This window comes from Cellulomonas timonensis (genome assembly GCF_900046455.1).
Lineage (GTDB): Bacteria > Actinomycetota > Actinomycetes > Actinomycetales > Cellulomonadaceae > Cellulomonas_A > Cellulomonas_A timonensis.
Window position 1 is genome coordinate 42,699 of record NZ_FCOT01000007.1, and the last position, 14,445, is coordinate 57,143.

General features: G+C 70.9%; 16 protein-coding genes. 10 read left to right on the plus strand and 6 right to left on the minus strand.

All coding sequences use genetic code 11. The features are described from left to right. Positions 1-60: 60 nt before the first annotated feature. From BN3788_RS00285 to BN3788_RS00300, 4 genes are all read right to left on the minus strand, one after another. Positions 61-981: a methyl-accepting chemotaxis protein gene (locus BN3788_RS00285; protein ID WP_066581608.1), complete on the minus strand. Its 921-nt coding sequence runs from the start codon at positions 979-981 to the stop codon at positions 61-63. Further along, a complete protein-coding gene (locus BN3788_RS00290) occupies positions 978-1,529 on the minus strand; it encodes a PAS domain-containing protein (RefSeq protein ID WP_234346399.1) in 552 nt (183 codons plus the stop codon). Before BN3788_RS00290 ends, BN3788_RS00285 begins: the two co-directional genes overlap by 4 nt. Positions 1,530-1,730: 201 nt before the next feature. Further along, a complete protein-coding gene (locus tag BN3788_RS00295; RefSeq protein WP_066581613.1) occupies positions 1,731-2,126 on the minus strand; it encodes an AMP-binding enzyme in 396 nt (131 codons plus the stop codon). A gap of 178 nt (positions 2,127-2,304) precedes the next feature. Then, complete coding sequence (locus BN3788_RS00300; protein WP_066581616.1) at positions 2,305-2,910, minus strand: TetR/AcrR family transcriptional regulator; 606 nt, start codon at positions 2,908-2,910, stop codon at positions 2,305-2,307. Between the two features lie 88 nt (positions 2,911-2,998). On the opposite strand from BN3788_RS00300, the gene BN3788_RS00305 reads away from it, so the two are divergent. From BN3788_RS00305 to BN3788_RS00315, 3 genes are all read left to right on the plus strand, one after another. After that, positions 2,999-3,229, plus strand: a complete 231-nt coding sequence (locus BN3788_RS00305; RefSeq protein WP_066581625.1) for a DUF1304 family protein — start codon at positions 2,999-3,001, stop codon at positions 3,227-3,229. A gap of 42 nt (positions 3,230-3,271) precedes the next feature. Beyond that, entirely contained in the window at positions 3,272-4,306 is a 1,035-nt protein-coding gene (locus BN3788_RS00310; protein ID WP_066581628.1) for an NADP-dependent oxidoreductase, read from the plus strand. Between the two features lie 71 nt (positions 4,307-4,377). Further along, positions 4,378-4,815 carry a type II toxin-antitoxin system PemK/MazF family toxin gene (locus BN3788_RS00315; protein ID WP_066581631.1) on the plus strand — a complete coding sequence of 146 codons (438 nt, stop codon included), beginning with the start codon at positions 4,378-4,380 and terminating at the stop codon, positions 4,813-4,815. A 6-nt stretch (positions 4,816-4,821) separates the two neighbouring features. Here the strand turns inward: BN3788_RS00315 and BN3788_RS00320 are convergent, their stop codons facing one another. After that, complete coding sequence (locus BN3788_RS00320; protein ID WP_066581633.1) at positions 4,822-5,358, minus strand: hypothetical protein; 537 nt, start codon at positions 5,356-5,358, stop codon at positions 4,822-4,824. A 190-nt stretch (positions 5,359-5,548) separates the two neighbouring features. On the opposite strand from BN3788_RS00320, the gene BN3788_RS00325 reads away from it, so the two are divergent. Beyond that, positions 5,549-6,133 (plus strand): TetR/AcrR family transcriptional regulator, encoded by a 585-nt coding sequence (locus BN3788_RS00325; RefSeq protein WP_066581640.1) that lies wholly within the window; start codon positions 5,549-5,551, stop codon positions 6,131-6,133. A 162-nt stretch (positions 6,134-6,295) separates the two neighbouring features. Then, positions 6,296-7,675, plus strand: a complete 1,380-nt coding sequence (locus BN3788_RS00330; protein ID WP_234346407.1) for an MFS transporter — start codon at positions 6,296-6,298, stop codon at positions 7,673-7,675. A gap of 21 nt (positions 7,676-7,696) precedes the next feature. Here the strand turns inward: BN3788_RS00330 and BN3788_RS00335 are convergent, their stop codons facing one another. Continuing rightward, complete coding sequence (locus BN3788_RS00335; RefSeq protein ID WP_066581641.1) at positions 7,697-8,455, minus strand: DeoR/GlpR family DNA-binding transcription regulator; 759 nt, start codon at positions 8,453-8,455, stop codon at positions 7,697-7,699. Between the two features lie 217 nt (positions 8,456-8,672). Here BN3788_RS00335 and BN3788_RS00340 point away from each other — a divergent pair, with 217 nt between their 5' ends. The 5 genes from BN3788_RS00340 to BN3788_RS00360 all read left to right on the plus strand — a co-directional run bounded on the left by BN3788_RS00340 (position 8,673) and on the right by BN3788_RS00360 (position 14,442). Beyond that, on the plus strand, positions 8,673-9,719 hold the full coding sequence (locus BN3788_RS00340) for a substrate-binding domain-containing protein (protein WP_066581642.1): 1,047 nt from the start codon (positions 8,673-8,675) through the stop codon (positions 9,717-9,719). A gap of 62 nt (positions 9,720-9,781) precedes the next feature. Continuing rightward, the gene (locus BN3788_RS00345) at positions 9,782-11,296 is read left to right on the plus strand and encodes a sugar ABC transporter ATP-binding protein (RefSeq protein WP_066581644.1); all 1,515 of its coding nucleotides are present in this window, start codon (positions 9,782-9,784) and stop codon (positions 11,294-11,296) included. Continuing rightward, complete coding sequence (locus tag BN3788_RS00350; protein ID WP_066581647.1) at positions 11,293-12,339, plus strand: ABC transporter permease; 1,047 nt, start codon at positions 11,293-11,295, stop codon at positions 12,337-12,339. Before BN3788_RS00345 ends, BN3788_RS00350 begins: the two co-directional genes overlap by 4 nt. Beyond that, on the plus strand, positions 12,336-13,406 hold the full coding sequence (locus BN3788_RS00355; RefSeq protein ID WP_066581650.1) for an ABC transporter permease: 1,071 nt from the start codon (positions 12,336-12,338) through the stop codon (positions 13,404-13,406). The genes BN3788_RS00350 and BN3788_RS00355 overlap by 4 nt, the downstream gene beginning before the upstream one ends. Positions 13,407-13,440: 34 nt before the next feature. Then, the gene (locus tag BN3788_RS00360) at positions 13,441-14,442 is read left to right on the plus strand and encodes a dihydroxyacetone kinase subunit DhaK (RefSeq protein ID WP_066581652.1); all 1,002 of its coding nucleotides are present in this window, start codon (positions 13,441-13,443) and stop codon (positions 14,440-14,442) included. The last annotated feature ends 3 nt before the right edge of the window (positions 14,443-14,445 follow it).

The following is a 14,445-nucleotide window of genomic DNA, read 5'->3' on the forward strand; positions in this document are numbered from 1 at the left end:
AAATATGTCAGGAATGTCCATGCGCGGCCAGCCGGATCTCCACGGCGACCTCGGCGTGGGTCAGGCGCGGACGAACGCCTGGATCTCCTGACGGAGCTCACCCGCGAGCGCGGCCAGACCGCCGTCTTGCCGCCCGTGACCGCCGGCCGCCGCGTAGATCCGGGCGACCTGTTCGTCCATCTCGGCGGTGCGCGCCCTGATCTGCTCGAGCGCGGCCACCGATTGGGCAGCCGCGGCCTGCACGGCCTCGACCTGCACGCTGATCAGCTCCGAGCTGGCCGCCGACTCGTCCGCGAGGTTCTTCACCTCGTTCGCCACGACGGCGAAACCCCTGCCGGCGGCCCCGGCGCGCGCGGCCTCGATCGTCGCGTTGAGCGCGAGCAGCCGGGTCTGCGACGCGATCCGCGTGATGACCTCGACCGCGTTCTGGATCTCGACCGACGAGCGCTCGAGCGAGGCGACGATCTCCTTCGAGTTCTGCGCGGCCGTCGCGGTCTCGCGCGATGCCGCCGTGAGGGCGCCGGCGGCATCGGCGAGGCCGCCCGACTCGCTGGCGACACTCGTGGCCACCTCGGTGATCCGGTCGCCGAGCGACTCGCGGGCCGACTGCTCCTGGGCGACCCGCGCTGCTGAGGCCGCCAGGGCCTCGCGGGCGGCGTCGATCCGCCCGGCGTCCCCGCGCAGCCGCCCCGGCATGCCGCGCACGAGGAACCGGCGGTGGAAGCGCTGCTGCTCGGCCGCGGCGAGCACGCCGGTCGCCTCGCGCACGTAGGCGTCCATGACGTCGACCGTCCGGTTGATCGACGTGCGCAGTGCCACGGCCTGCGGGGCGCCGGCCAGGGCGGGGAGGCGGTCCTCCAGGTTGCCCTCGGCGACGCCGTCGAGGAAGTCGGCGATCGTGGTGAGCGACTCGAGGGTGCCCGCGGGCACCTGCTCGGTCGCGGGCTCGACGGTCGGCTCGAGGCGCGGGCGGCGCCTCATCGGGCGCCGGCCATCTGACGCCCGGCCATCTCCCGACCAGCCATTGCCCACACCCAGGTGTCGAGGGTGTGACCCGCGGAGGCCAGCTCGTCGACGAGCGCCGCCACCCCGGCGGCGATCGCGTCCGAGGTCTTCTGTTGTGCGGCTTCGGCGTGGAGGACCCGCGCGTACACGGCCTCGACCTCGTCGCGGATCTCCGGCTCGACCCAACGGCGGTTCGAGTGGTACCCGACGATCGTGCCCGTCGCGTCGAACGTCGGGGTGACATGCGCGAGCACCCAGTAGTGCCCGCCGTCCGCGGCGAGGTTCACGACGTAGGCGAACAGCTCCTCGCCGGAGCTGATCGTGTCCCACATGACCTGGAAGACCGCGCGCGGCATCCCGGGATGCCGAATCACGTTGTGGGGCATTCCGACGATCTCGGACTCGTCGTATCCGGCCACCCGAAGGAATATGTCGTTGGCGTACCTGATCACACCTTTGGTGTCGGTCTTGGAGACGATGATCTCCTCGCGCCCGTAGGGGCGTTCCACGCCTGTGGGGACCACGCGCGTATTTCCGCGCGGCGATTTCACGGCCCGGGCTGTGGGGGGTGTGACCAGCATGGATGTCCCTACGAGAGTGCCCGATGAGGCTTTACGTCGACAAATCCTATCGAGGTGTTGCTCGCGTCAGTGCACGCGTCGGGTGTTTCCACAGCTGGCCGCGCAATCTCGGTGGGCGGTGCGGGAGGGGCTGTCAGCCGGGCGTCACCGCACGGCGGCGCCACCGTCGACGCGCGGCCGCTCCTGGGTGGACTCGAGCAGCGCGCGCAGGGCGGGCCGGTCGACCTTCCCGGTCGCGTTGCGGGGCAGCTCCGGGACCGCCACGACCCGGGTCGGCAGTTTGAACCGCGCGATGGTGCGGGCGGCGAGCTCGCGGACCTGTTCGAGCGGGGGGCACTCGCCGGTGGTCTCGAGCACTGCGACGACTGTCTCGCCCCACTGCGCGTCCGGCAGGCCCAGCACCGCGAGATCGTGCACGTCGGGGCCGAGCAAGTCGGAGAGGGCGCGCTCGACCTCGCAGGGGAAGACCTTCTCCCCGCCGGAGTTGATCATCTGCGTCAGCCGCCCGACCACCGTGAGGCAGCCGTCGTCGTCCCGCACCGCGAGGTCGCCGGGCCACCTCGTCGATCGTGAGCCCTGACCAGCCCTTCTCGCCGTACACGTCGAGGGTGGCGCGCAGCGCGTGGTCCTCGAGCTCTGGGTCGCGGGGGCGCCCTCGGCGTCGAGGGGGTGCGGCGGCGGCGTCGTCCTCGGGCTCGCGCGTCGTCACGCCCCCACATTAGTCGGCGCGCGGAGCGGCCCCGTCCCACTCGGCGACCTGGCCGAGCGCGGCCTCGAGCGTCTCGACGGCGCCGGCCGTGCTGGTGCGGGCCACGACGAGCGCTGTGACGCTCAGCGACGTGAGGACCCGGGCGCGCCGCAGGGCCTCGGCGCTGCCGAGCGTGGGGTAGCGCGTGGAGAGCCCGCGGCGGAACGCGTCGACGAGCTCCGCGCGGTAGGCGTCCACGACGGCGCGTTGCGCGTCGTCGCGCGCCGCGAGGCCGGCGGTGCTGTCGATCAGCAGGCAGCCGCGCCGCGCGGCATCCTCGGTGCGCCGCCCGAGCGCCTCGACGAGCCCGCGCAGGTAGACGAGCACGGCGTCGGGGTGGCCGGGCTCGGCGGTGAGGACCCGCAGGCGTGGCCGGACGACGGTGTCGAGGTAGTCGCGCACCGCCGCGTCGAACACGCCGCGCTTGTTCTCGAACGCGTGGTACAGGCTCGAGCGGGCAAGGCCTGTCGCCTGCTCGAGGTCGGGCACCGAGGCGCCGTCGTAGCCCTTGTCCCAGAAGACGTCGCGGGCGGCCTGGACCACCTGTGTGGTGTCGAAGCCCGGATGCCGTCCCATGGCCACCGCCGATCTTGTGCGCTGAGGGTTCCACTCTATAGTGGAACGATCAGTCCAGAAAACCTGGACCTCGGCGAGGGGCAGTGGCATGACAGTGGCAGGGCTCGTGCTCGCCGTGGCGGTGATCGTCGGCATCGTCGTGACCGCCGCCGGCGCCCCCACGGTCGGCCTGACTCTCGTCCTGACCGGCACGGGGTCCATGGCCCTGGCCGGCCTCGTCCTGCTGGTGTCCTCACCCGACAAGGCGCGCTCCGCGCTCATCCAGCTCATCCCACCCGCGCTCGCGGTCGTGGCGATCGTGACCGCGCTCATCGCCTAGGCCCTGCCGGCGCCCCCTGCACCACCTGATTCGGAGACCCCCATGACCACCCGCACCACCCCCACGCGCAGCACCCAGGTCCAGCTCGTCGCCCGGCCGCACGGCTGGCCCACCCATGACGACTTCCGCACCGTCGTCGTCGACCTGCCGGAGCTTGGCCCAGGCGAGGTGCGCGTCCAGAACGAGTTCGTCTCCGTCGACCCGTATATGCGCGGACGCATGAACGACGTGAAGAGCTACACCCCGCCGTACCCCCTCGGCGAGACCATGGCCGGCGGCGCCGTCGGCCGCGTCGTCGCCTCGACCGCTGAGGGCGTCGCAGTCGGCGACGTGGTGGTGCACCAGCTCGGCTGGCGCGACGTCGCCCAGGGACCCGCGACCGCGTTCCGCGTCGTCCCTGAGCTCCCGGGCGTGCCGCTGTCGGCGCACCTCGGCATCCTCGGCATGACGGGCTTCACCGCCTACGTGGGCCTGCTCGAGATCGCGCAGATGCAGCCCGGCGACACCGTCTTCATCTCCGGCGCCGCGGGCGCCGTCGGCACGGCGGCCGGGCAGATCGCGCGCCTCAAGGGCGCGCGCCGGGTCGTCGGGTCAGCCGGCTCCGCGAAGAAGGCCGCAGTGGTCACCGAGCGGTTCGGGTACGACGCGGCCCTCTGCTACAAGGACGCCCCCGTCCGCGAGCAGCTCCCCGCCCTCGTGCCCGACGGCGTCGACGTCTACTTCGACAACGTGGGCGGCGACCACCTCGAGGCCGCCCTCGACGTGATGAACCGCGGCGGGCGCATCGCCCTGTGCGGCGCCATCGCCGGGTACAACACCACCGATCGCGTCCCCGGCCCCGACAACATGGCGAACATCATCACGCAGGGCCTCACGCTGCGCGGGTTCACGCTGGGCGACCACATGCGGCACTACCCGGACTTCGCGCGCGACATGGGCGAGTGGTTCGCCGCTGGCCAGATCGACCACGACGAGACAGTGGTGGACGGCATCGACCACGCCGTCGACGCGTTCCTCGACCTCATGCGTGGGGCGAACACCGGCAAGATGGTCGTCCGAACGGCGCCCCGCAGCTAGCCGGAGCGAATATCGTGCCCCAGCGGGCCGCGCGGTCCGCGCGAACCGCTGGGGCACGGACGGAGAGCCCGATGATCGATGCCGTCAGCGCGCTGCTGGACTCGCGGCCCGAGGCCGCGGTGGCCGGCCTCGTCGTCATTGCCGGCGTGATCCTGGCAGGCCTGCGCACGTGGCTGTGCCGCGGCCCGCGGGCCCGTCCCGGCGAGGTGTGGTTCGCCGACGTGCCGTTCGAGGACCGTCCGGGGAGCAAGGACCGGCCCGTGCTGGTCCTCGCCGTCGCGGGGCGCACGTGCACGGTGGCCGCGTTCACCTCGCAGGACCGCAGCGCGCGCCGTGACCACGTGCGCCTCCCGAGCGGGGTGCCCGGGATGGGGAAGGCGAGCTGGATCCGGCTACGGCCGATCCCGCTGCGACGCTCCGCCCTTCGTCGGCGGATCAGCGACCCGGGACCCGCGCTGGTGGCCTGGTACGACGGCGTCGCGCGGCCAGCCGCCACCCGTTCGCGCTGATCCGCCTCAGGGGATCGCCGTGACGAGGACGATCGCGATGGCCAGCAGCGGGTCCAGCACCATGCAGAACTCGGCGAGCGACCGGGAGACGACGCGCTCGGTGCGGTAGTGGTGCCAGTCCCACGCTGCGTGCGCGAGGAGCGCGGCGGCGATGAGATACCCGGCGAGATCGTTCGGCAGGGACGGGGCGGCTGCGGCGATGGACCCGAGCACGAGCAGGGCCAGGCCTTGCAGCGGCAGGCCGTGCGCCGGGCGCGCGGCGTCGCGGAAGGCCAGGCCGTAGGCGGCGAGCAGGGCCCCGAGGCCGATCAGGACCCACGTCGGGTCGACGCCGTCCACGAGGAGCCTGACCAGGAAGACCACCACGAACATGGCGAAGAACAGGGGCCATGCGGCGGCCCGGCTCCGCAGCGCCGCGGAGCCGAGGTAGATCACCGCCAAGGCCGCCAGCATCGGGGCCAGGTCGACCCCGTGCCTCAGGTCGGCGGCGACGAGGGCGGCGAAGCCGACGCCGACCAGCGCTCCCCAGTGACGGCGCGCCACGCCGAGCGGCGTCGTGGTCCTCGGTCTGGATGTGGCAGTCATCTCCGGCATGTCCAGCTCCCTCGGGCGGCCTTCCCATAACCCATACACGGGTGTCTGACTTTCGAAATTAGCATCGTGAACACGGGTGTACAAGATGGCGGAGGTGATCAAGTCATACAGTGGTGTTCGGCAACCGCGAGGAGGGTCGATGACCAGCAAGGCAGAGCCCGAGCGGGTTCAACGGGCCGACGCCCGGCGCAACGTCGAGCTCATCCTCGACGCCGCCGAGGCCTGCCTGGCGCGCGATCCCGACGCGAGCATGGCGGAGATCGCGGCGGCGGCCGGGCTCGGGCGCGTCACCGTGTACGGGCACTTCGCCTCACGCCCCGCGCTGGTGGACGCCGTGGTCCGGCGCGTGCTCGCCAAGGCCGACGCCGCGCTCGAGGCCGTCAACCTCAGCGGCGACGCCGCGCCCGCGTTCGCCCGGCTCGTCGAGGCGACCTGGCAGGTGACCATGCGGTCAGGTCGGCTGCTCGTCGCCGCCGAGCGGGCGCTGCCCGCCGAGACTGTCCGCCAGGCCCACAGCGGGCGGCTCGAGGAGCGCGTCCGTGACTTCTTCGCCGCCGCGCAGGAGCAGGGCGCGTTCCGCCGCGACCTCTCCGCCGGCTGGCTCATGACCGTCTTCCACGCCGTGCTGCACGCCGCCGCCAACGAGATCGACAACGGGCGGCTGGACGACGCCGAGGCGGCCGCCACGATCGTGCGCACGATGCTGCCGATGCTGCAGGCGTAGCAGCCCGACGCGCCCAGCCGGCGCCCAGGAATGCCCGCGGCCCCCGGCCGGTTGGCCCTGCTGACATCCCGATGCGAGGAAGGCCCGACCCTGAGCGCCACATCACCCAGCCGGGCGGGCATCGGCTTCCGCTCCGAGCGCGGACCCGTCCTCATCGCGGTCATGGTCACCACCGGGCTGGTGGCGATCGACTCGACGATCCTCGCGACAGCCATCCCGACGATCGTCGCCGACCTGGGCGGCTTCTCGAGCTTCCCGTGGCTGTTCTCCATCTACCTGCTCACCCAGGCTGTGAGCGTCCCGATCTACTCCAAGCTCGCGGACACCGTGGGCCGCAAGCCGATCATCCTGATCGGCGTCGGGCTGTTCCTGCTCGGCTCGGTGCTGTGCGGGCTCGCCTGGTCGATGCCCGCGCTCATCGCGTTCCGCGCCGTCCAAGGCCTCGGGGCCGGCGCCGTGCAGCCCATGGCCATCACCATCGTCGGCGACATCTACACGCTGGCCGAGCGGGCCAAGGTGCAGGGCTACCTCGCGAGCGTGTGGGCGGTGTCGGCGGTGGTGGGGCCGACGCTCGGCGGCCTGTTCGCCGAGTACCTGACCTGGAACTGGATCTTCTTCGTCAACATCCCGCTGAGCATCGCCGCGGGGTGGCTGCTGGTGCGGCACTTCCACGAGACGGTGCCGAGCCGGGTGCACCGCATCGACTGGGCGGGCGGCGCGCTGCTGACCGTCTCGACGAGCCTGATCATCCTGGCGCTGCTGGAGGGCGGGAACGCGTGGGAGTGGGCGTCACCGCAGAGCATCGGCGCGCTCGCGGTCGGCATGGCGCTGCTCGCCGCGTTCGTGCTCGTGGAGCGGCGCGCGGCTGAGCCGGTGCTGGCGCCCTGGGTGCTGTCCCGCCGGTTGCTGGGCGTCACAGCGCTCATCGCCGTGGGCGTCGGCGTGGTCCTCATGGGCGTGACGACCTACGTGCCGACGTTCCTCGAGGCGCTGCTCGGCACCTCGCCGCTGGTCTCCGGGCTCACGCTCGCGATGCTGACGATCGGCTGGCCCATCTCGGCCTCGCAGGCAGGGCGGCTCTACCTGCGCTGGGGATTCCGCACCACGGTGCTGATCGGCGTGGTGATCGTCGTGCTCTCCACGGCGGCGCTGGCGTGGACCTCGACGACTCCGTCCGTCCTGGCCGTCGGGTTGTCGTGCTTCTTCATCGGCCTGGGCCTGGGCCTGGTCGCGGCCCCGAGCCTCATCGCGGCGCAGGCCAGCGTCGGGTGGGGCGAGCGGGGCGTGGTGACCGGCGCCAACATGTTCGCCCGGTCGATGGGCAGCGCCGTGGGCGTGGCCGCGCTCGGCGCCCTGGTCAACGCGCGCATGGGCGGGGCTGACGCGTCGGCCGATCCGCAGGCGTTCGGCAGCGCGTCGACTTCGGTGTTCGTCGCGGTGGCGATCGCGGCCCTCGCGATGGCGCTCGTCTCGCTGGCCATGCCGCGCACCGGTCGCCCGGGCTCGCATTCGACGTCGGATGTGGAGCTCGCCGCGTCCTGAAGGAGTCGGCGGCGGTGCGGGTCAGGCGTCGACGGGTGTGGCCCGGATGACCGGGACAGGGAACCGGGCCGCGCGGATCGGGTCCAGCGTCGCGTCGGTGATGCCGGCGGTGAAGTCCTCGAAGCCGAAGACGCGGAACAGCGCCTCGCGCCCGAACTTGGTGCTGTCGGCGACGAAGAACGCCTCGGAGGCGATCGAGCGCATCTTGCGCTTGAGCTCGATCGAGTAGCTCGAGCTCGCGTAGATGCCGTCGTCCATGACGGTGCCGACGCCGAAGACGGCGACGTTGACCCGCATGTTCTCGAGTTGCTGGATCGACGTGGGCCCCCACATGGAGGTGCTGGTGGGGAGCAGCTCGCCGCCGATGAACACGAGGTTGATCTGCGGCTTCGTCGAGATCTCGAGGCCCACGTGCAGGTCGTGGGTGACGACGGTCAGGCGCGAGTGGTCGAGGTGCCGTGCGACCTCGAGGCAGGTCGTGCCGCCGTCGATGAGGATCGTCTGCCCCTCGTGGATGCGCTCGGCCATCGCGGCGCCGATGGCGCGCTTCTCGGGCAGGCGCGGGTCGTGGGCGTCCGGGCCCACGGCGGACTCGGCATGTCGCGCGTTGACGACTGCGGCGGCGCCGCCATGTGTGCGGACCACCTGGCCCTCGGCGGCGAGTTTGTCCAGATCGCGGCGGATCGTGGAGGCGTCGACGGCGAAATGGCGCGCGAGAGCGGCCACGCTGCTGAATCCACGCTGCTCAATGAGCTCGACGATCTGCTGGTGTCGCGACATCCGGGACCCTTCCGCTGATTCTGGGCAAGGCTAGCAGGGGTACGTGCGCGAAAACGAGCATCGGTGTGCCTCATCGCAGGCAGATTGTTGCACGGTTCGCTAGACATCTGCGCGAACGCGCCCTAGTGTGTGCGCAGCCACAGACACTGACGCGCGGACGTGGGAGTCCGCTGCACATAAGCAGGCGTCTTGGCGCACGATCACGAGGGAGTGACGTATGAAGAACACGCGTGCAGCGGCGGTCGTGGCCACAGGCCTGGCAGCGCTGCTCATGGCTGGCTGTGGTTCGGTCAACGACGGCGGCTCGTCCGCCGGGGACGAGAGCACCGCAGGTGGAGGATCCTCGTCGGACCGCACCATGGTGACGGTCGTCAAGGTCAAGGGCATCGCCTGGTTCGACCGCATGGACGTCGGTGTCGTCGCCTACGGCGAGCGCACCGGCATCGACACCCGCACCGAGGGCGGCGACGACGTCTCGCCCGAGAAGCAGATCCAGATCATCCAGGACCTCATCGCGCAGAAGCCGACCGCGATCACCGTGGTCCCGAACTCGCCGAAGGCCCTCTCCGCCGTCCTGGCGCAGGCCAAGGCGCAGGGCATCATCGTCGTCGCTCACGAGGCCACCGGCATCGAGAACGTCGACATCGACATCGAGGCCTTCGACAACGCCGACTACGGCGTCTCCATCATGGAGAACCTCTCCGAGTGCATGGGCGGCGAGGGCGACTACGTGCAGTTCGTCGGCGGCCTCACGGCCAAGACGCACATGGAGTGGGTCGAGGCGGCCCACGAGTTCCAGACGGCGGAGTTCCCGAACATGAAGCGGGTCGAGGACCCGATCGAGAGCACCGACAACGAGACCGCGGCCTACGAGAAGGCCAAGGAGATCCTCGCGAAGCACCCGAACATCAAGGGCTTCCAGGGCTCGGCCGGCAACGACGTCCCGGGCATCGCGCGGGCCATCGAGGAGGCAGGCCTCGAGGACCAGGTGTGCGTCATGGGCACCTCGATCCCGTCGGCCGCCGCGAAGTACCTCGCGACCGGCTCGATCGACAAGATCTTCTTCTGGGACCCGGCCCTCGCGGGTGAGGCCCAGCTCGAGATCGCCCGCATCCTCGCGGACGGCGGCACGATCGAGGCGGGCACCGACCTCGGCATCGAGGGCTACAACAGCCTCGTCAAGGTCGACGGCTACGACAACGTGTACGCGGGCAACGCCGCCATCGCAGCGGACGCCAAGGCCGCCAGCTCGTACGACTTCTGACCGGTCCCGGTGCGGGGCGGCGCGTTGAGCCCGCCCCGCATCGGCGCTGAAAGGCGCCCGACATGACACACCCTGCCCCTGTGGGCACCCCTGCTCCTCTCCTCGAGGTGCGCGACATCGTCAAGCAGTTCGGCGGCGTCACCGCTCTCGGGGGCGTCTCACTCGACCTGCTCCCCGGCGAAGTGCTCTGCCTCGCGGGTGAGAACGGCTGCGGCAAGTCCACGCTGATCAAGATCATCTCCGGTGCGGAGAAGCCCGACTCGGGCACGATCCTGGTCGACGGCCAGCCGTTCACCTCCATGAACACGACCGATGCCATCAAGAGCGGCATCCAGGTCATCTACCAGGACTTCTCGCTCTTCCCGAACCTCACGGTCGCCGAGAACGTGGTCCTCACCTCCGCCATCGCCTCCCGGCGCAAGCTCTACGACCGGCGCACCGCCCGGCCCGCCGCGCAGGCGATCATCGACGACCTCGGCCTCACGCTCGACGTGGACGCCCGGGTCGAGAACCTGTCGGTCGCCGACAAGCAGCTCACCGCGATCTGCCGGGCCCTGGTCGACGACGCGCGCGTCATCATCATGGACGAGCCGACCACGGCGCTGACCCGCACCGAGGTCGGCCGCCTCTTCGTCATCGTCGAGCGCCTGCGCGCCCGCGGCGTCGGCCTCATCTTCGTCTCGCACAAGCTCGACGAGGTCCTCACCATCTCGCAGCGCGTCGCGATCCTGCGCTCGGGCAAGAACGTCGTGACCAGCCCGGCCTCCGAGCTCGACATGCGCTCGATCGCCGAGCACATGACCGGCAAGGTGCTCGACGAGTCGCGGCACGTCGCCGCGATCGACCCCGAGAGCCCCGCGGTGCTCGAGGTCGAGCACATGGACCTCCCGGGCGCCTACCACGACGTCTCGTTCACGGTGCGCCGCGGCGAGATCGTCGGCGTCACGGGCCTGCTCGGCTCGGGCCGCACCGAGATCGCCGAGTCGCTGTTCGGCGTCCTGCCGCCCCAGAGCGGCACGGTCAAGGTCGACGGCAAGCCCGTGCGGCTCCGCAGCATCGGCGACGCGATCGCCGCCGGCATCGGGTACGTCCCCGAGGACCGCCTGACGCAGGGCCTGTTCCTGGAGAAGTCGATCGCCGACAACATGATCGCGGCCTCGATGGACGGGCACCGCGCACGCCTGGGCACGCTCGACAAGAACGCCGTCCGGGAGACCATCCAGCGGCTCTTCGCACGGCTGAGGGTCAAGGCCCCCAACGTCCAGGCGCCCGTCCGCTCGCTGTCGGGCGGCAACGCCCAGCGCGTGGTGCTCGCCAAGTGGCTGGCCCGCCGCCCCAAGGTCCTCATGCTCAACGGCCCGACCGTCGGGGTGGACGTGGGCTCCAAGTCGGAGATCCTCGACATCCTGCGGGCAGAGGCCGCCGACGGCATGGGCATCCTCGTCATCTCCGACGACGCCCCCGAGCTCGTCGCCTGCTGCCACCGCGTCCTCGTCGTGCGGCACGGCCGTGTCGTCGACGTCCTCGAGGGTGACGACGTCGACGTCGACAACATCCGGAAGAAGGTGGCCGCATGAGCGCGGGTCGCTCGGGCCTCGCAGAGCGGCTCCGCCGCCTGCGCGGGCCCAACAACGAGGGGGTGCTCGCCCTCATCCTGCTGGTCCTGATCGTCGGGATGTCGATCGCCAACCCCGTGTTCTTCACGCTCCCGACGGCGTTCAGCATCATGCGCAGCGCGATCGTGCCGCTGATCTTCGCCCTGGGCGTGCTGCTGGTGATCATCTCCGGCGGGATCGACGTGTCGTTCGCCGCGATCGCGGTGTTCGCCGCGTACACCACGGTGCGCGTGTACGGCAGCGGGGCGATCGACCTCGGCCTCATCGGGGCGTTCGCCATGGCGTTGGTCATCGGCGGGATGCTCGGGGCCATCAACGGGTTCCTGATCGCCAGGTTCCGGCTGCCCACGCTGATCGTCACGCTCGGCACACAGGGCATCTTCAAGGGCGTCCTGCTCACCTACGTCGGCTCGCGCTACATCGCCGACCTGCCCAGCGCGATGTCGTGGGTCTCCACCACCAACCTCATCGAGGTCACCACCGACACTGGGCGCGCGTACCTGCACGTCATGGTGGTGCCCGCGATCGTGCTGACCCTCGTGCTCGCCTGGGTGCTGCGCCGCACCATGTTCGGCCGCAGCATCTACGCGATCGGCGGCGACGCCGAGGCGGCCCGCCGGGCCGGCATCCGCGTGGTGCGGACCCAAGTCTGGCTGTACGTGATCGTCGGGATGATGGCCGCCATCGGCGGAATGATCTACATGATCATGGGCCGGTCCGCGAGCCCCCAGGAGCTCGTCGGCGGCGAGCTCGACATCATCGCGGCCGTCGTCCTCGGCGGCGCGTCGATCTTCGGCGGGCGCGGCTCGGTCCTCGGGACCGTCCTCGGCGTCTTCCTCGTCCAGGTCATCAACAACAGCCTCATCCTCGCCGGCGTCCCCAGCGCGTGGCAGCGGGCCGCCGTCGGCGTGCTCCTGCTCGTCGGTGTCGGCATCCAGGCGGTGACGGCCCGTGGCTCCGGACGGGCCGCGCTCGTCCACGACGCGCAGGAGGTGACGGTATGAACGCCGTCCAGGAGAAGAACCCGCTGAAGCGCGTCAACGCCGAGGTCGACTCCCGGTGGACCGGGCTCGTCGAGCGGCTGCACGTGGACCGCAGCGCACGACGCATGCTGCTGCTCGTCGTGGTGGCGTTCGCGATCTTCGCGGCGCTGAAGCCGTCGGTGTTCCTCAGCGGCATCAACCTGCAGAACATCGCGATCTCCTCGCCGGAGATCGGCGTCATCGCCATCGCGATGATGCTCGCGATGCTGACCGGCGGCATCGACCTGTCGCTGGTGTCGATCGCGAACCTGTCGGCGATCACCATGTCGACGATGTTCACGGCCATCGCCGCGAACAACCCGGACCAGGCCGAGCAGCTCTTCCCGCTGATCGTCCTCGTCGGGCTCGTGGTGGGCCTGCTGGGCGGGGCCGTGAACGGGCTGCTCGTCTCCCGGCTCGGCATCACGCCGATCCTCGCGACCCTCGGCACCATGCAGATCTACAACGGCATCGCCGTGGCGTGGACGGGCGGCAAGACGCTGTACGGCTCGCCGGCGGCGCTGACCTCGATCGGCCAGTCGACCGTCGGGGGAGTGCCCACGCTGTTCGTCCTGTTCGTCGTCGTGGCGGTCCTGGTGGGCATCATCGTCAAGCGCACCCCGCTGGGCCTGAAGGTCACGCTGCAGGGCGCCAACCCCACGGCCGCCCGCTACTCGGGGATCAACAGCCGCGCGGTGCTCATGAGCACCTACCTGCTGACGGGCACGCTCGGCGGCATCGCCGGTGTGCTGTTCCTGGCCCGGAACCCCACCGCCTCGGCGGACTACGGCGCCTCGTACGTGCTGCTCGTCATCGTCATCGCCGTCCTTGGCGGCACCAACCCCAACGGCGGGTTCGCGACGGTGTTCGGCGTGGTGCTCGCGACGTTGACGCTGCAGATCGTCTCCAGCGGCTTCACAGCCCTGCGGCTGTCGGCCTTCCAGTACTCGATCGCACAGGGGGTCATCCTCATCGCGGTCATGGTCATCGACCAGGTCCAGTGGCGACGGCGACCTCGGGCGCGGCGTGCCGCCGCCGTGAGCTCCTGACGCCCACCCCCTGGATTTTCACGAAAGGAACGTCATGAAGAAGATCATCAACGACCCCGCTGACTTCGTCGACGAGATGATCGAGGGCATCCTCCTCGCTCACCCCGACAAGGTGAAGACCCCCGGTGACGACCCCCGCATCCTCGTGCGCGCTGACGCGCCGGTGGCGGGCAAGGTCGGCATCGTGACGGGCGGCGGCTCGGGCCACCTGCCCCTGTTCAAGGGCTACGTGGGCCAGGGCCTGTGCTCGGGCGTCGCGATCGGCAACGTCTTCAGCTCGCCCAGCTCGCAGCAGTGCTTCGAGGCGACCAAGGCCGTCGACGGCGGCGCGGGCGTGCTGTACCTGTACGGCAACTACGGCGGCGACGTCTTCAACTTCGACCTCGCCGCCGACCTGGCCGAGCTCGAGGACATCGAGACCCGCACGGTGCTGGGCCGCGACGACGTCGCGAGCCAGCCGAACGAGCGCAAGCTCGACCGTCGCGGCGTCGCGGGCATCTTCTTCGCGTACAAGGCGGCCGGCGCGGCCGCCGAGCGGGGCGACAGCCTCGACGAGGTCGCGGCCGTGGCCGAGGACGTCGTGGAGCACACCGCGACGATGGGCATCGGCCTCGCGCCGACGATCCTGCCGACCACCGGCGCGCTGAGCTTCGACCTGCCCGATGGCGAGATGGAGATCGGCATCGGCATCCACGGCGAGCCGGGGATCCACCGCGGCCCGCTCGAGCCGGCCGACAAGATCACCGAGCGGCTCGTGGGCGCGCTCGTCGAGGACCTGGGCCTCGTCGATGGCGACCGCGTCGCGGTGCTGGTCAACAGCATGGGCGCCACGCCGCTCGAGGAGCTGTACGTCATGTACCGCCGGGTGCACCAGCTCCTCGCGGAGATCGGCGTGAGCATCGAGCGCAAGTACATCGGCGAGTACGCGACGAGCCTGGAGATGGCCGGGGCCTCGATCTCGCTGCTCAAGCTCGACGACGCCCGCCTCGCCCTGCTCGACGCGCCCGCCGTGTCCCCGTTCTTCCAGGAGGTCTGACCC

Coding starts and splice junctions, on each gene's coding strand:
- BN3788_RS00285 (WP_066581608.1), bottom strand. CDS start 981: ATGAGGCGCCGCCCGCGCCTCGAGCCGACCGTCGAGCCCGCGACCGAG.
- BN3788_RS00300 (WP_066581616.1), bottom strand. CDS start 2,910: ATGGGACGGCATCCGGGCTTCGACACCACACAGGTGGTCCAGGCCGCC.
- BN3788_RS00305 (WP_066581625.1), top strand. CDS start 2,999: ATGACAGTGGCAGGGCTCGTGCTCGCCGTGGCGGTGATCGTCGGCATC.
- BN3788_RS00310 (WP_066581628.1), top strand. CDS start 3,272: ATGACCACCCGCACCACCCCCACGCGCAGCACCCAGGTCCAGCTCGTC.
- BN3788_RS00315 (WP_066581631.1), top strand. CDS start 4,378: ATGATCGATGCCGTCAGCGCGCTGCTGGACTCGCGGCCCGAGGCCGCG.
- BN3788_RS00325 (WP_066581640.1), top strand. CDS start 5,549: ATGACCAGCAAGGCAGAGCCCGAGCGGGTTCAACGGGCCGACGCCCGG.
- BN3788_RS00330 (WP_234346407.1), top strand. CDS start 6,296: ATGGTCACCACCGGGCTGGTGGCGATCGACTCGACGATCCTCGCGACA.
- BN3788_RS00335 (WP_066581641.1), bottom strand. CDS start 8,455: ATGTCGCGACACCAGCAGATCGTCGAGCTCATTGAGCAGCGTGGATTC.
- BN3788_RS00340 (WP_066581642.1), top strand. CDS start 8,673: ATGAAGAACACGCGTGCAGCGGCGGTCGTGGCCACAGGCCTGGCAGCG.
- BN3788_RS00345 (WP_066581644.1), top strand. CDS start 9,782: ATGACACACCCTGCCCCTGTGGGCACCCCTGCTCCTCTCCTCGAGGTG.
- BN3788_RS00350 (WP_066581647.1), top strand. CDS start 11,293: ATGAGCGCGGGTCGCTCGGGCCTCGCAGAGCGGCTCCGCCGCCTGCGC.
- BN3788_RS00355 (WP_066581650.1), top strand. CDS start 12,336: ATGAACGCCGTCCAGGAGAAGAACCCGCTGAAGCGCGTCAACGCCGAG.
- BN3788_RS00360 (WP_066581652.1), top strand. CDS start 13,441: ATGAAGAAGATCATCAACGACCCCGCTGACTTCGTCGACGAGATGATC.